This window comes from Aeromonas sp. s3 (assembly GCF_040907805.1).
Classification (GTDB): Bacteria; Pseudomonadota; Gammaproteobacteria; order Enterobacterales; family Aeromonadaceae; genus Aeromonas; species Aeromonas dhakensis.
Window position 1 is genome coordinate 398,072 of the sequence record NZ_JBFOCQ010000033.1, and the last position, 15,419, is coordinate 413,490.

Here is a 15,419-nt window from a genome sequence, read left to right on the forward strand (position 1 = left end):
GCAGACAGGATGCCGCGTATCAGTGCCCCAGCTCGCGCGACGGCACCAGCCCGCTCGCCCGCCAGGCGGGGTAAAGGGTCGCCACCAGGCTCATCAGGATGGCGGCGCCGGTCACGATGAGCAAGTCCTGCATGTGCAGCTCGGTCGGCAGAAAGTCGATGAAGTAGATGTCCGGATTGAGGAAACGGTGGCCGATCACCCCTTCGATGGCGCTCAGGATCTGGGTCAGCTTGCTGGATAGCAGGCCACCGAGCAGGGCGCCGAGCAGGGCACCCGCCACCCCGTTCACCATCCCCTGAATGACGAAGGTGAGCCGGATCTGGCCCGGGCTCGCCCCCATGGTCTTCAAGATGGCGATCTCGCTGCGCTTCTCGTTCACCGCCATCACCAGGGTGGAGACGATGTTGAAACAGGCCACCGCCACCACCATCAGCATCACCACGTACATCACGGTGCGCACCATCTGGATGTCCTGATAGAGATAGCCTTGGCGGCTCATCCAGCTGCTGATGTAGACGTAGTGCGGAAACTTCTGGGCGGCCGCCACCGTGATGGACTGCGCCTTGAGCACGTCGTTCACCTTGAGACTGAAGCCCTCTACCGCGCTACCCATGCCGGTGATGGCCTGGGCATCGGCCAGATGCATGAAGCCGAGCACCCCATCGAGCTGGCCACCGATCTCGAGCAGCCCCACCACCTTGAGGGTCTCCCGCTTCGGGTTCTTGATGCCGGTGGCATCGCCCCCCTGAGGCAGCAGCAGGGTGACGGTATCCCCTATCTTGACCCCCAGCTTGTCGGCGATGGTCTTGCCGAGAATAAGGCCGTGCTCGCCGGCTTGCAGTTCGCGCAGGCCGCGCCCCGTCATGTAGTTGCCCGCATCGGAGAGATTGGCCTCGAGCTCCGGCAGCACGGCGCGCACTTGCAGCCCCTTGAGGGCGCTGCCGTGCTCCAGCAGGCCGTCGAGCCGGATCACCGGGGCGGCAGCCTCCACTCCGGGCTGGGCCAGCAGGTAATCCCGCAGTTTGGGCCAGTTTGGGAGCGGCGCCTCCATCCCCATCAGCTCGCCGTGGGGCACCACGGAGAGCACCCGGTTTTTGAGCTCCCGCTCAAAGCCGTTCATGGCGGAGAGTCCCAGGATCAGCGCCATCACCCCGAGGGCGATGCCGATGAGGGAGGAGGCGGAGATAAAGGCGATGAAGCCGTTGCGACGGCGGGAGCGGCTGTAACGCAGGCCCAGAAACAGGGGCAGCGGTTTGAACATCAGGCGACCTCCGCCATCACGCCGCTCACCAGGGTCACCCGGCGATGGAGCTTGGCCGCCAGGCTCAAGTCGTGGGTCACCACCACGAACGCGGTGCCGAGCTCGCGGTTGAGCTCGCAGAGCAGCTCATAGACGGCGGTGGCGCTGGCGTGATCCAGGTTGCCGGTGGGCTCGTCCGCCAGCACCAGGCTGGGTTCGTTGACCAGGGCGCGGGCGATGGCCACCCGCTGGCGCTCACCACCGGAGAGCTCGGACGGTCTGTGGTTGAGACGATGGGAGAGACCTACCCGCCCCAGCATCTTGCTCGCCTTCTCGGTGGCGCTCGCCACCGACTCGCCGGCGATCAGCAGCGGCATGGCAGCATTTTCCAGCGCACTGAATTCGGAGAGCAGGTGGTGGAACTGGTAGACAAACCCCAGCTCCTGGTTACGAAACTTCGCCTGGGTGCGGCTGTCCCAGCGGTGGATGTCCTGCCCCTTGAACAGCACGGCGCCGCTGGAGGGGTTGTCGAGCGCCCCCATCAGGTGCAGCAGGGTGGTCTTGCCGGAGCCCGAGCTACCCACCACCGCCAGCATCTCACCGGGCGCCACGCTAAGATCGATGCCCTTGAGTACCTGGGTCTCCAGATCGCCCTCTTTGTAGACATGGTTGAGGGCCTGACAGCGCAGCAGCGGCTCGCAGGAGACGGATTGATTCATAAAGGGGGCTCCACTTGCACCAGTAACAACAGAAGATGAATTATTCATAGCGCAGCGCCTCCGCCGGTTTGACCCGGGCCGCACGGGCTGCCGGGTAGAGGGTGGCGCTGAAGCTGAGCAGCACGGCGCCCAGCAAAATGGTCACGACCTGGGCGGGTTCGACGATGACCGGCAGGCCCGAGCCGCCGGCCGTCATATAGAGGTTGAGCCCCACCGCATTGAGCAGAGGGTTGAGCCCCATGGAGAGTGCCAGCCCCGCCAGCCCCCCGAACAGGGCGCCGATGACGCCGCTGGAGGCTCCCAGCACCATGAAGATCTTGACGATGCCAGACTCGCTCATGCCCATGGTTCGCAGGATGGCGACCTCCCCTTCCTTGTCGGTCACCACCATCACCAGGGCGGAGAGGATGTTGAAGGTAGCGACCGCGATGATCAGCACCAGCATCAGCCCCATCATCCGCTTCTCCATGGCCACCGCCTGGAACAGCTCGCCGCGCTCGCGGCGCCAGTCCTGCCACTCCAACCCGTCCGGCAGCGCCGTCTTCACCACCTCGTCGGCGGCGAAGGGATCATCCAGCCAAAGGCGAATGCCGCCTACCTTGTCCGCAGGCAGGCGCAGCAGACGCTGGGCATCTCCCAGCGCAATCAGGGCAACCTGGCTGTCCACGTCGGCGCCGACCCCGAAGATGCCGGAGACGGTGAAGAGGCGCTGGGCCGGCACCCGGCCAAACGGGGTGAAACGGGTGCCTTCGGTCAGGATCAGACGGACCTGGTCGCCCATGGAGACCTTGAGACGATTGGCCACCCCCTGCCCCAGCACTATGTGGTATTCGCCAGCTTGCAGGCTGTCCAGACGCCCCATCTGCATCTGGGCGTGCAGGATGTCATCCTTGGGCCACTGGGCGGGATCGATGCCCTGCACGCTCACACCGGTGAGCTGACCGGGGCTTTGCAACATGCCTTCGCTGTCGAGCATGGGGGCATGGGCGATCACGTGGGGCAACCTGGCCAAGTCCGGCAGCCCCTGCGGCGCGGCATCGATGCGCCCCGCCGGGCTGGTCACCACCACATGGGGGATCACCCCGAGGATGCGCCCCTTGAGCTGCCCTTCAAAACCGTTCATCACCGAGATGACCACCATCAGGGCTGCGACCCCGATGGCAATACCGAAAGTGGAAAACAGGGAGATAAATGACACGAAGCGATTGCTGCGTCGCGAGCCTGCGTAACGCAGGCCGATGGCCAGCGACAGTGGCTGAAAAAGTCCAGTCTTCAAGGATATCTACGTTGCCAACAAAATAAGATACCGGATAATAAAGGGAAACCGTCTATGACAACAAGGGATAGCCTCCATGCAGGAACAGTTCTTCAGTGTCACCCATGCCACGCCGGTCAATGTGATCCCCATGCCCGGCGATTTTCACCTGCCCTCACTGGAGGCACTGGAAGCCGAGCTGCCCGAACCCTTTCGCATCGCCTCCTCCATCACCTCCATCGACATGGTGACCAGTCGCCGGCTCCGCAACCAGAGTGAGTCGATGCACGATCTGGTGGAGATCATCAACCAACAGTCGCGCAAGATCGACATGATCATGGGCTATGTGCTGTCGGTGCAGGATCACCCGGAGCACCGCTTCCACACCCTGCGCTTTGGCGCCGGCCAGCTCACCTATCTGCACCCGCGCCAGGGCCACGGCGAGGCACCGCACCTGCACCAGATCGTGCGGCTCAAGATCTTCCTGCGCGAAGAGGCCTCCGCCATCTACTGCTACGGCCAGGTCAAGCAGCTGGAGCCGAGCGAGCACGGCATCCAGGTGGTGCTCGACTATGTGCGGATCCGCGAGGATGACCGCGAACTGCTGGTACGCGCCAGCCTGCATATCCAGTCCAAACAACTCAAACTTCGTGCGCAAGACCGTCAACGTTAAAAGAATCGAATGATGCCAATGAAGCTCCCCGCCTTGCCCGCCAAGGCGGGCCAAAAGTTAACGCTCGGCCAGCTGACAGGCAGCAGCCTCTCGCTGATGGCCGCCCGCCTCACCGAGGAGGCTCATCGCCCCGTCCTGCTGGTGACCGCCGATACCCCGAGTGCCCTGCGCCTCGAACAGGAACTGCAGTACCTCTTGGCCGACAAGGGCTGCCCGGTGCTGCTGTTCCCGGATTGGGAAACCCTGCCCTACGACACCTTCTCCCCCCATCAGGACATCATCTCCCAGCGGCTCGAGACCCTCTACAAGCTGCCGCAGATGAGCAGCGGCGTGTTGATCGTGCCCATCTCCACCCTGATGCTGCGCACGGCGCCCCGGGTCTATCTCGACAAATACAGCCTGATGGTGAAGAGCGGTCAGCGCCTCAACCTGCAGCAGCTGCGCGCGCGTCTCGCCGAGGCGGGCTATGTGGCGGTAGAACAGGTGCTGGAGCACGGCGAATTTGCCGCCCGCGGCTCCCTGCTCGATCTCTTCCCCATGGGCAGCAGCAGCCCCTATCGCATCGATTTTTTCGACGACGAGGTGGACTCCATCCGCCCGTTCGACCCCGAGACCCAGCGCTCCAGCGAGCCGGTCAAGAGCGTCAGCCTGTTGCCGGCCCGGGAGTTTCCCACCGATGAAGCGGCCATCGAGCTGTTTCGCGGCCAGTATCGCGAACAGTTCGAGATCTCCCGCGCCGAGGGCTCCATCTATCAGGAGGTGAGCAAGGGACGCTGGCCGGCAGGCATCGAGTACTATCTGCCGCTCTTCTTCCAGCAGACCGCCAGCCTGTTTGATCACCTGCCGGACAACACCCTGCTGCTGACCGTGGGGGAGATCTACCCTGCCGCCCAGCGCTTCTGGAACGACATCGGCCAGCGCTATGAAGACAGGCGCTGGGACAATACTCGTCCCCTGCTGCCACCCCAGCAGATCTACCTGCCGGTGGAGCAGCTGTTTGCGGCGCTCGGCCAGTACGGCGCCGTACGGCTGCAGGAGGCCCCCACCGCCGGTGATGCAGGCCAGCACGACCTGCCGATATCGGCGCTGCCGGATCTTCAGCTCGATCACAGCAAGGAGCAGCCGCTGCTGGCCCTCAGCCAGTTCCTGCAAGGTTTTACCGGCCGCACCCTGTTTGCGGTGGAGTCCGAAGGACGGCGCGAGGTGCTGGGGGATCTGCTGGCGCGCATCGCGCTGCAGCCCAAGGAGTTTGCGTCACTCGATGCCTTCATCACCAGCAAGGCTCGCCACGGCCTGCTGGTGGCACCGCTCGAGCGCGGCTTCTTGCTGCGAGAGCCGGGGCAAGAGGAGCTGGCGCTCATCACCGAGACCGAACTGCTGGGCGGCAAGATCCGCAGCAAACGGCAACGGGAGAAGAGCAAGAACTTAAGCTCGGATGCGGTGATCCGAAACTTGGGCGAGCTGACCCAGGGTCAGCCGGTGGTGCATCTCGATCACGGGGTCGGTCGCTATCTGGGGCTGGAAACCATAGACGCCGGTGGCCTGCCCACCGAGTTTCTGACCCTCGAATACGCCGGTGGCGACAAGCTGTTCGTGCCGGTCACCAGCTTGCACCTCATCAGCCGCTACACAGGATCCGACAATCCGCCCAGCCACAAGCTCGGCGGCGAGGCCTGGGTCAAGGCCCGGCGCAAGGCGGCCGAGAAGGTGCGCGACGTGGCGGCCGAGCTGCTGGATGTCTATGCCCACCGCGCGGCCCGCGCCGGCTTTGCCTTCAAGCACGACCGCGAGGCCTATCGCCAGTTTGCCGCCGGCTTCCCGTTCGAGGAGACCGACGATCAGCTCAACGCCATAAACGCCGTGCTCGGCGACATGTGCCAGGCCAAGAGCATGGACCGCCTGGTGTGCGGCGACGTGGGCTTTGGCAAGACCGAGGTGGCGATGCGGGCGGCGTTTGTGGCCGTGCACGGCGGCAAGCAGGTGGCCGTGCTGGTGCCCACCACCCTCTTGGCCCAGCAGCACTATGACAACTTCCGCGACCGCTTCGCCAACTGGCCGGTGCGGGTGGAGGTGCTGAGCCGCTTCCGCTCCGCCAAGGAGCAGAGCGCGGTGATGAAGGAGATGGCCGAGGGCAAGGTGGACATCATCATCGGCACCCACAAGCTGCTGGGCGCCGAGCTCACCTTTAAGGATCTCGGCCTGCTCATCGTCGACGAGGAGCATCGCTTCGGGGTGCGCCAGAAGGAGAAGATCAAGGCGCTGCGCGCCGACGTGGATATCCTCACCCTCACCGCGACCCCCATTCCGCGTACCCTCAACATGGCGATGTCGGGCATGCGGGATCTCTCCATCATCGCCACCCCGCCCGCCAAGCGCCTGGCCATCAAGACCTTCGTGCGCCAGCATGAGCCGGCAGTGGTGCGCGAGGCTGTGCTGCGGGAATTGAAGCGCGGCGGTCAGGTCTACTACCTGCACAACGACGTGGAGAGCATCGAGAAGTGTGCGGCGGATCTTGCCGAGCTGGTGCCGGAGGCGCGCATCGGCATAGCCCACGGCCAGATGCGCGAACGGGAGCTCGAGCGGGTGATGTCGGACTTCTACCACCAGCGCTTCAACCTGCTGGTCTGCACCACCATCATCGAGACCGGCATCGACGTGCCGAGCGCCAACACCATCATCATGGACCGGGCGGATCATCTGGGCCTGGCCCAGCTGCACCAGCTGCGGGGCCGGGTCGGCCGCTCTCACCACCAGGCCTATGCCTATCTGCTCACCCCCCATCCCAAGCTGATGACCAAGGACGCGGCCAAGCGGCTGGAGGCCATCGCGTCGCTCGAAGATCTCGGTGCCGGCTTTGCGCTGGCCACCCACGATCTGGAGATCCGCGGCGCCGGCGAGCTGCTGGGCGACGATCAAAGCGGCCAGATCGAATCGGTCGGCTTCACCCTCTACATGGAGATGCTGGAGCAGGCGGTGGAGGCGCTCAAACATGGCAAGGAGCCGTCGCTCGAACAGCTGATGAGCCAGCACACCGAGGTGGAGCTGCGCCTGCCCGCGCTTTTACCGGACGACTACATCCCGGACGTCAACATGCGGCTCTCCATGTACAAGCGGATCGCCAGCGCGGCGGACGAGCAGGAGCTGCGCGAACTCAAGGTGGAGCTCATCGACCGCTTCGGCCTGCTGCCGGAACCAACCAAGACCTTGATGGAGCTGGCCGCCTTCCGCCAGCGCGCCACGGCGCTGGGCATTCGCCGGGTGGAGATGAGCGAGCGCGGCGGCTATCTGGACTTTACCCAGGAGACCCGCGTCAACCCGGCCTATCTGGTCAAGCTGCTCTCCGAGCAGCCGCGCATCTACAAGATGGACGGGCCGACCCGGCTGCGCTTCCAGGTGCCGACCCAGGAGCGGGCCATGCGCCTCAAGCTGGTGGACGGTCTGCTGGCGGATCTCGCCAGCCACGCCAGCCCCTGAGGTGGTGGTGTGATCGAGCGGCTAGCCGCTCACCCAAATAAAACGGGAGCCATATTGGCTCCCGTTTTTTATCCCGTGATGCTGGCCGTCAAGACTACTCGGCCGGGTTCTCGTGCGCGGAGAACTCCCGCATGAAGGCCTCGGCCCGCTCCACCATCTTGGTGGACCCGACGAAGTAAGGGGTCCGTTGGTGCAGTGCGGTGGGCTGGATATCCATGATGCGGTTGAAGCCGTCGGAGGCTCTGCCACCCGCCTGCTCCACCAGAAACGCCATGGGGTTGCACTCATAGAGCAGGCGCAGCTTGCCGTTCGGCGAGTTGGTGCCGGACGGATAGATGTAGATGCCACCCTTGAGCAGGTTGCGATGGAAGTCGGAGACCAGAGAACCGATATAGCGGGAGGTGTAAGGACGGTGGGTCGCCTCGTCCCGCTCCTGGCAATATTTGAGGTACTTCTTCACCCCGTCCGGGAACTTGATGTAGTTGCCCTCGTTGATGGAGTAGATCTTGCCCTCCTCCGGAATGCGGATGTTCTCGTGGGAGAGGCAGAAACAGCCGATGGAGGGGTCGTAGGTAAAGCCGTTGACGCCAAAACCGGTGGTGTAGACCAGCATGGTGGAGGAGCCATAGACCACGTAACCGGCGGCGACCTGGCGGTTGCCCGGCTGCAGGAAGTCTTCCAGGGTGACGCCGGCACCCGGCTTGCTGACCCGGCGATAGATGGAGAAGATGGTCCCGACGGAGACGTTGACGTCGATGTTGGAGGAGCCGTCGAGGGGATCTATCAGCACCACGTACTTGGAGTGACGGGAGAGCTCGGAATCGAAGGAGACGAAATCCTCTTCTTCTTCGGAGGCCATGCCGCACACTTCGCCACGGGCTTCCAGCGCCGCCTTGAAGCGCTCGTTGGCGTAGACGTCCAGCTTCTGCTGCACCTCGCCCTGCACGTTTTCAGCACCCATGGAGCCGATGATGTCCGCCAGCCCCGCCTTGTTGATCTCCCGGTTCACCACCTTGGCAGCCAGGCGAATGGAGCTGAGCAGGGAGGTCAGCTCGCCGGTCGCAGTGGGATAATCCGCCTGCTTTTTGACGATGAACTCGCCCATGGTGATCATGTTTCGCATTATGGTTCCTTTAAGATCGTTTCCGTTGGCATTGAAAACGTTTGCAAGCATCAGCAAAAAAAGTGCCGATCCTCGGCAGCGTTGTTTTGTAACCTAATGTAACGTCTGTTTTTTGTTTTTGCAGCGAATTAAGCCGCTTGATAAATGCACATTCCCGCCATTTTTTCTGCCCGATGCTCGCCATAAACTGGTTTCAATCGGTAACTTTTCGAATGTTAATTCGTGGCAAAAAATCACGAAGATGTTGCCATGAAGGCGCCAAGATCCCCGCTCTGCCCCCTATCTGGGGCGCATGCCAAAGGAGACCGGCCTGCCTCTTGAGATCTCGCCATCAATCCCGCACACTGGCCAGGCTTTGGAAGCAAAAAAACATAAGGATATTCAATGAAAAGGACTCTCATTGCCGGCACGGTGGCCGCGCTGTTCGCACTCCCCGTCCTGGCGGCTCAGGTACCAGCCGGTACCAAGCTGTTACCCGCAGAACAGCAAACCTTCATCCGCAACATAGGTACCGAACCCGCCTCCATCGATCCCCAGATGGTGGAGGAGAGCGCGGGCAGCGAAATCGTCAACGATCTGTTCGAGGGGCTCTACACCCTGGACGGGGACGGCAAGCTGCAGCCTGCCGGCGCCCTGAGTTACCAGCTTGATCCCACCGGCACCGTCTACACCTTCAAGCTCAGACCCGATGCCAAGTGGTCCAACGGCGAGCCGGTGACGGCGGCAGACTATGTCTATGGCTGGCAGCGGGCGGCGGATCCCAAGAACGCCTCCAACTACGCCTGGTTCATCGAGCTGACCGGCGTCACCAATGCCGCCGAGGTCATCCAGGGCAAGCAGAGCCCGGATACGCTGGGCATCAAGGCGCTCGATGACCATACCCTGCAGATCACCTTGAAAAACCCGGTCCCCTTCTTCCTGAAGACCCTCTCCCACTACACCACCTTCCCGGCGCCGAAGGCGATCATCGAGAAGTTCGGTCATGAGTGGGTCAAGCCGGGCAACATCGTCTCCAACGGCGCCTTCGCGCTCAAGGAGTGGACCCCCAACGAACGCCTCATCGCCGAGCGCAACCCCCATTACTGGGACAACAAGAATACGGTGCTGAACAAGGTGTTCTATCTGGAGATCGTCTCCGACACCGCCGCCTACAACCGCTACCGCGCCGGCGAGCTGCACTACACCAGCTACCCGCTCGAGCAGTACAAGCAGCTCAAGCAGCAGAGCCCGCAGGAGCTGGTGAGCGTGCCGACCCTTGCCACCTACTACTACGTGTTCAACACCCAGCGCAAACCGTTCGATGACCCCAAGGTGCGCAAGGCGCTATCGCTTGCCATCGACCGAGACACCATCACCGAGAAGATCCTGGGACAGGGTCAGATCTCCGCCTTCAGTCTGACGCCGCCCATCGTCGACGGCTTCGAGCTCAAGCGACCGGCCAGCGAGCTGATGAGCAAGGAGGAGCGGATCAAGCAGGCCAAGGCGCTGCTCGGCGAGGCGGGCTACGGCCCGGACAAGCCGCTGACGGTGGACATCCTCTACAACACCAACGAGGGGCACAAGAAGATAGCGCTGGCCATCTCCTCCATGTGGAAGCACAACCTGGGTGTCCAGGCCAAGCTCAACAACATGGAGTGGAAAACCATGGTCTCGGCCCTCAACGAAGGGGATTTCGGGGTCAGTCGCTACTCCTGGAACGGGGACTACAACGACGCCTCCACCTTCCTCGATATCCTGACCTCCAGCAGCAGCGCCAACAGCGGCAAGTGGTTCAACAAGGAGTACGACGCCCTGCTGAGCAAGGCCCACGACTCGCAGGATGGCGCCGAGCGCAACCGCCTCTATCAACAGGCGGAAGCGGTGATCGAGGCCGACGCCCCCATCGCCCCGGTCTACTTCTACGTCAAGTCCCGCCTGCTCAAGCCCAACATCAAGGGCTACCCCTACCAGAATCCGCAGGATCTGGTCTACTCGAAGGACCTCTACCTCACCGCGCAGTGAGGCTAGCTATCCCGCATAAAAAAAGACCGCCGTTCGGCGGTCTTTTTTTCAATCCTCCCGGCAGGCGGCCAGCGCCACCCTGCGCCGGCGCAGCACCACAGGTTGCACCAGCAGCTGGGCCAGCAAGACCCCAAACAGGGTCATGCCACCGCCGATCAGGTGGTAGCTGGTGAGCCGCTCGCCGAGCCAGCTGATGGCAAGGCCCGCTGTCATCACCGGCAACAGGTTCATGAAGATGGCGGTGCGGCTTGCCCCCAGCAGGGCGATGCCCTGCATCCAGAGCCAGGGCGACAGAGCCGAGGTCGGGATCCCCGCGTAGAGGATCAGCCAGAGCGCCCGCCCGTCCGGCCAGTGCCCGTCCACCAGCAGATAAAACGGGGTGAGAAACAGCAGGCTGCAGAGCACCTGGCCGTAGAGCATGGACCAGTTGTCGAGCCCCAGATCCCACTTCTTGAGCAGCACGCTGTAGAGCGCATAGGTGCCCGCCGACAGCAGCATGTAGACGGAGCCGATGTGGATGCCCTGAGTAAAGAGGCGAGCGGGATCCCCCTGCCCCAGCAAAATGGCCAGTCCCAGAATGGAGATGACGCCGCCTAGCAGCGCCCCCCAGGTGGGACGCTCCCGCAGCAACCAGATGCTGAGCAGCACAGTCATCAACGGCGTCAGCCCCATCATCAGGCCGATCTCGGTGGCCCCCAGGGTCTGCGCCGCGTAGTAGCCGAAGGTCTGGTTGAGCACCATGCCGAGCAGGGCCAGCGCCGCCAGCTGATAGAAACCGGCTCGCAGTTTGGCCCGCACCCGCCAGGCCCGATGGGCCAGAAACGGGGTCAGCACAATGGCGGCCACCATCCAGCGTGACCAGGCCAGCGCCGCCGGCGAGAGCACCCCCACCGCCAATTTGCTGACGATGGCGTTGCCGGCCCAGATGGCCATGCAGGAGAAGGGAAACAAGAAGGCAAGGGGCATCGCTATATCCAGAAAAAGCCAGCGGGTATTTCAGGCGGGAGTATAGGGAGGCCGGCAGGATTAGCAAGCGCCACACCGTCTAGGGTAGATTGCCTGACAAAAAGGGGAACCGAACAGCGCCAAAGAGGCCGGAATGGCCCCAAAAACAATCATGCCCGCACGGTGGCGGGCATGATACGGATCAGCGAGGTGACGAAGCTATCACGCCGCATCCATGTGCAGTCTCGAGATCAACGCGTTGACCTCAACCACGGTCTGGCGGTGGGGAATGTCCGCCGACGTGGGCATCATCAGCAAGCCGGACTGGAAGTCGAAGCGTCCTCTGCCGTGGATGTAAATCCGCCCCTTGAAGAAGGTTTTGACATGTTTTGCCACCATCAGTGGCAGGTACTTCTTGAATACTCTCATCGTTTGCAACCTCTTGCAGTTGTATCCGTATGACAGCAGCTTCTGCGAAATAATTCCGTCAAATCTGTATAAAAATCCGGAAAAATCGCAACTCTCTTCCCCAAAAAACCAATCTATAACTTTTTATTAACTTTTAGCGTATTGTATGTGGTCCTTCCAACCAGAGCAAGGCCCCCTTGCCATCCTGCCACTCGATACAGGCCAGGCCCGAGGTGGCAAACATCGGGGCACCCGCCGCCGGACAGAGGCTCTGCACCAGGTATCCCACCAACGGCAGGTGGCTCACCATCAGGATGCTGTCGTGTTTGGCCGCCAGCGTGGTGAGGTAGCTCGCCACGAAGGCCGGATCGCCATAAGGGGTGATGTCACCACTCTCTTCGACGGCCCCCGCCTTGGGTAATTCACTGCATATGCTCTGCCAGGTTTGTCTGGCGCGCAGATAGTTGCTGTGGATCACCCGATCCAGCTTGCCGCCAAGCTGGGGGGCCAGCCAGCGGGCCATGTGGATGGACTCTTCGATTCCCTGCTCGGTCAGTGGACGCTGTTCATCTGTTTTCGCATTCATGCCAGCCTGGCCATGACGCATGATGTAGATTTTCATTACAACCTCGCCCAACGGGCCTGTTTTGATAGCGGGGGGATCTTACCCCGCCATGCCGGGGGAAACAATTGCGCTACCTCTCAGAAAAGGGTTTGCCTCACCGGGTAGCGGGGTCGATAATCATGTTTAAATTCAAATAAATCCAACAAGAGTCACGCGCCAATGAGCCCATATGCCAGTCCCAACGACCATCGGCAATACCACTATCTGGAGCTGGCGAACCGGCTCAGGGTCTTGTTGATTTGCGATCCCGACACCGACAAGTCCGCCGCCTCCCTGGCCGTCAACACAGGCCACTTCGACGATCCGGCGGACCGGCAGGGGATGGCTCATTTCCTTGAGCATATGCTGTTCCTTGGCACCTGCACCTATCCCAAGCCTGGTGAATACCAGCAATTTATGAGCCGTCATGGCGGCAGCAACAACGCCTGGACCGGCACCGAGTTCACCAACTTCTTCTTCGAAATTGACAACGGCTTCTTCGAGGCAGGACTGGATCGCTTCTCCCAGTTCTTCATCTGCCCCACCTTCGATCCCGAGTGGGTGGACAAGGAGCGCAACGCGGTCGACTCCGAATACCGCCTCAAGCTGCAGGACGACGTGCGCCGCAGCTACCAGGTGCACAAAGAGACGGTCAACCCGGCTCACCCCTTCGCCAAATTCTCGGTGGGCAATCTGGATACCCTGGCCGATCTGCCCGGCCGGGATCTGCGCTCCGACCTTATCCGGTTTTACGAAACCCACTACAGCGCGGATCGCATGGCGCTGGTGATGATCTCGCCAGCCACCATCGAGACCCAGCTCGGCTGGTGCGATCGCTTTTTCGCTCCCATTTTGAATCGCAATCTGGGAACGCCGACCCTCGAGATGCCCCTCTACCGGCTCGATGACCTGGGCATTAGCATCCAGATCAACCCGGTCAAGGAGACCCGCAAACTCGCGCTCACCTTCCCGTTGCCCAACGTGGATGAGTATTACGACAAGAAACCCCTCACCTTCCTGAGCCACCTCATCGGTTACGAAGGGGACGGCAGCCTGCTCTCTCTGCTGAAAGCGAAGGGCTGGGTCAACCAGCTCTCCGCCGGCGGCGGCATCAGCGGCGCCAACTTCAAGGATTTTGGCGTCAACTTCGGGCTGACCCCGCTCGGGCTCGAACACGTCAACGAGATAGTGACGGCCCTGTTCGGTTACTTGAAGCTCATCGAGCGCGGCGGAGTGGAAGCCTGGCGCTATGACGAGAAGCGCACCGTGCTCGAATCCGCCTTCCGCTTTCAGGAGCGGGGCCGGGCGCTCGACACCGTCTCCGGGCTGGTGTTGAACCTGTTCAGCTACGCCCCCGATGACCTGCTCTACGGCGACTACATGATGCGCGCATACGACGAGCCGCTCATTCGCCGCCTGCTCGCCAAGCTCACCCCCCACAACCTGCGCATGACCGTCACGGCGCCGGAGCTCGGCACGGATCGGCTGGCCCGCTGGTATCAGACCCCTTACAGCGTCTCCATCATCACCGAGGCGGAGAAGATCCGCTGGCAGCAGAGCGAACCGGATCCGGCGCTGGCCCTGCCACTGCCCAACCCCTTTATCAGCAACCGGCTCGACGTGCGCACGCCCGAGCTTGCCGCCGACATGCCCGCCTGCCTTATCGATCGGCCCGGCTTTCGGCTCTGGCACTTGCATGAGCATCAGTTCAGCGTGCCCAAGGGCAACCTCTACATCTCCATCGACAGCGAGCACGCGGTCAAGAGCCCGCGCCACATCGCCATGGCACGCCTGGCGGTGGAGCTGCTCACCGACCACCTCAACGCCCTCACCTACCCGGCGGAGCTGGCGGGGCTCGGTTATCAGATCTATGCCCACCAGGGCGGCTTTACCATCAACCTGAGCGGCTTTGCCGACAAGCAGCCGCTGCTGCTCGACATGATCCTCGGCAACCGCACCCTGGGTTATCCGGATCCGGCCCGATTTGCCGAAATCAAGGAGCAGCTCATCCGCAACTGGGACAACCAGTCCAAGGCGCGCCCCATCTCCCAGCTGTTCAACCAGCTCACCAGCCTGCTGCAGCCCAACAACCCGCCGTTCGAGCAGTTGCTGCGCCACCTGCGCAGTGTCGAGCTGGGCGAAATGCCCGCCTTCGTGGCGAGCCTCTTTGCCGAGGTACACGTAGAGACCCTGGTGCACGGCGACTGGACCGCCGCCGAGGCCCTCGAGCTTGCCGCCCTGCTGGAGCGCCACCTTGGCGTCAACAGCCAGCCCAGTGCCGAGACCCGTCGCCCGCTCATCTCTATCCAGGACAGGGGCACCCTCATTCGTGAACAGGGCTGCGAGCATGAAGACTCGGCCCTGCTGGTCTACTACCAGTCGCGCACCACCCGGGCGCGGGATCTGGCCTGCTTCACACTGGCCAACCACATCATGTCCTCCACCTTCTTTCACGAGCTGCGCACCCGTCAGCAGCTCGGTTACGTGGTGGGGGCCGGCAACCTGCCCCTCAACCGCCACCCCGGCCTCATCTTCTATATCCAGTCGCCGGTGGCCGGGCCGCAGATCCTGCTGGATGCAGTGGAGGAGTTCATCGATCTGTTTCCGCTGGCCATGCTCGAGCTCACCGCCCGTCAGTGGCAGGACAGCAAGGCGGGACTGCAGGCTCAGCTGAGCGAGCGGGATGCCAACCTGCGCAGTCGCGGCCAGCGGCTGTGGGTCAGCATCGGCAACAAGGATCTGGGCTTTGATCAGCGCGAAAGGGTGTGCGAGGAGGTGGGCAACCTGAGCCGCGCCGATCTGGTGCGCTTTATCACCCAGCTGAGATCGAGAACGTCGGATCGGCTGATCCTCTGCAGCTATGGCCAGGGGCATGAACACGACGAGCGCATCACCGGCCAGTTTATCGACGACCCGCGCGCATTCCGGCTCAACGCCGCCACCTTCGAGGCCTGATCAGGCCTCCGGTTCCCCTTCT

General features: G+C 62.6%; 11 protein-coding genes. 4 read left to right on the plus strand and 7 right to left on the minus strand.

Annotated features, from left to right (window positions below; genetic code table 11):
* Positions 1-19: 19 nt before the first annotated feature.
* The 3 genes from lolE to AB5Y98_RS20065 are packed head-to-tail and all read right to left on the minus strand — an operon-like array spanning position 20 to position 3,235.
* On the minus strand, positions 20-1,261 hold the full coding sequence (gene lolE / locus AB5Y98_RS20055) for a lipoprotein-releasing ABC transporter permease subunit LolE (protein ID WP_005301531.1): 1,242 nt from the start codon (positions 1,259-1,261) through the stop codon (positions 20-22).
* On the minus strand, positions 1,261-1,959 hold the full coding sequence (gene lolD / locus AB5Y98_RS20060) for a lipoprotein-releasing ABC transporter ATP-binding protein LolD (RefSeq protein ID WP_005301532.1): 699 nt from the start codon (positions 1,957-1,959) through the stop codon (positions 1,261-1,263). The genes lolE and lolD overlap by 1 nt, the downstream gene beginning before the upstream one ends.
* A 40-nt stretch (positions 1,960-1,999) precedes the next feature.
* Entirely contained in the window at positions 2,000-3,235 is a 1,236-nt protein-coding gene (locus AB5Y98_RS20065) for a lipoprotein-releasing ABC transporter permease subunit (RefSeq protein ID WP_005301533.1), read from the minus strand.
* A gap of 76 nt (positions 3,236-3,311) precedes the next feature.
* Here AB5Y98_RS20065 and AB5Y98_RS20070 point away from each other — a divergent pair, with 76 nt between their 5' ends.
* Together AB5Y98_RS20070 and mfd are read left to right on the plus strand one after the other, a co-directional pair.
* The gene (locus AB5Y98_RS20070; protein ID WP_368232718.1) at positions 3,312-3,887 is read left to right on the plus strand and encodes a PilZ domain-containing protein; all 576 of its coding nucleotides are present in this window, start codon (positions 3,312-3,314) and stop codon (positions 3,885-3,887) included.
* 9 nt (positions 3,888-3,896) lie between these two features.
* The gene (gene mfd / locus AB5Y98_RS20075; protein ID WP_368232720.1) at positions 3,897-7,361 is read left to right on the plus strand and encodes a transcription-repair coupling factor; all 3,465 of its coding nucleotides are present in this window, start codon (positions 3,897-3,899) and stop codon (positions 7,359-7,361) included.
* Positions 7,362-7,455: 94 nt separating this feature from the next.
* Here the strand turns inward: mfd and fbp are convergent, their stop codons facing one another.
* Positions 7,456-8,484, minus strand: coding sequence for a class 1 fructose-bisphosphatase (gene fbp / locus AB5Y98_RS20080; protein WP_005301538.1), 1,029 nt, complete (start codon positions 8,482-8,484; stop codon positions 7,456-7,458).
* Between the two features lie 384 nt (positions 8,485-8,868).
* Between fbp and AB5Y98_RS20085 the strand changes: the two genes are divergently transcribed.
* Positions 8,869-10,485 carry a peptide ABC transporter substrate-binding protein gene (locus tag AB5Y98_RS20085; protein WP_368232721.1) on the plus strand — a complete coding sequence of 539 codons (1,617 nt, stop codon included), beginning with the start codon at positions 8,869-8,871 and terminating at the stop codon, positions 10,483-10,485.
* A gap of 48 nt (positions 10,486-10,533) precedes the next feature.
* Here AB5Y98_RS20085 and AB5Y98_RS20090 read toward each other — a convergent pair whose 3' ends face one another.
* The 3 genes from AB5Y98_RS20090 to sixA form a co-directional block, all read right to left on the minus strand.
* On the minus strand, positions 10,534-11,451 hold the full coding sequence (locus tag AB5Y98_RS20090; protein WP_252600550.1) for a DMT family transporter: 918 nt from the start codon (positions 11,449-11,451) through the stop codon (positions 10,534-10,536).
* 201 nt (positions 11,452-11,652) lie between these two features.
* On the minus strand, positions 11,653-11,859 hold the full coding sequence (locus AB5Y98_RS20095) for a DUF1107 domain-containing protein (RefSeq protein ID WP_005301545.1): 207 nt from the start codon (positions 11,857-11,859) through the stop codon (positions 11,653-11,655).
* A gap of 133 nt (positions 11,860-11,992) precedes the next feature.
* A complete protein-coding gene (gene sixA / locus AB5Y98_RS20100) occupies positions 11,993-12,460 on the minus strand; it encodes a phosphohistidine phosphatase SixA (RefSeq protein WP_017764303.1) in 468 nt (155 codons plus the stop codon).
* Positions 12,461-12,622: 162 nt separating this feature from the next.
* Here sixA and AB5Y98_RS20105 point away from each other — a divergent pair, with 162 nt between their 5' ends.
* The gene (locus AB5Y98_RS20105) at positions 12,623-15,397 is read left to right on the plus strand and encodes an insulinase family protein (RefSeq protein WP_368232722.1); all 2,775 of its coding nucleotides are present in this window, start codon (positions 12,623-12,625) and stop codon (positions 15,395-15,397) included.
* Positions 15,398-15,419 lie beyond the last annotated feature (22 nt).

Coding starts and splice junctions, on each gene's coding strand:
- lolE (WP_005301531.1), bottom strand. CDS start 1,261: ATGTTCAAACCGCTGCCCCTGTTTCTGGGCCTGCGTTACAGCCGCTCC.
- lolD (WP_005301532.1), bottom strand. CDS start 1,959: ATGAATCAATCCGTCTCCTGCGAGCCGCTGCTGCGCTGTCAGGCCCTC.
- AB5Y98_RS20070 (WP_368232718.1), top strand. CDS start 3,312: ATGCAGGAACAGTTCTTCAGTGTCACCCATGCCACGCCGGTCAATGTG.
- mfd (WP_368232720.1), top strand. CDS start 3,897: ATGATGCCAATGAAGCTCCCCGCCTTGCCCGCCAAGGCGGGCCAAAAG.
- fbp (WP_005301538.1), bottom strand. CDS start 8,484: ATGCGAAACATGATCACCATGGGCGAGTTCATCGTCAAAAAGCAGGCG.
- AB5Y98_RS20085 (WP_368232721.1), top strand. CDS start 8,869: ATGAAAAGGACTCTCATTGCCGGCACGGTGGCCGCGCTGTTCGCACTC.
- AB5Y98_RS20090 (WP_252600550.1), bottom strand. CDS start 11,451: ATGCCCCTTGCCTTCTTGTTTCCCTTCTCCTGCATGGCCATCTGGGCC.
- AB5Y98_RS20095 (WP_005301545.1), bottom strand. CDS start 11,859: ATGAGAGTATTCAAGAAGTACCTGCCACTGATGGTGGCAAAACATGTC.
- sixA (WP_017764303.1), bottom strand. CDS start 12,460: ATGAAAATCTACATCATGCGTCATGGCCAGGCTGGCATGAATGCGAAA.
- AB5Y98_RS20105 (WP_368232722.1), top strand. CDS start 12,623: ATGAGCCCATATGCCAGTCCCAACGACCATCGGCAATACCACTATCTG.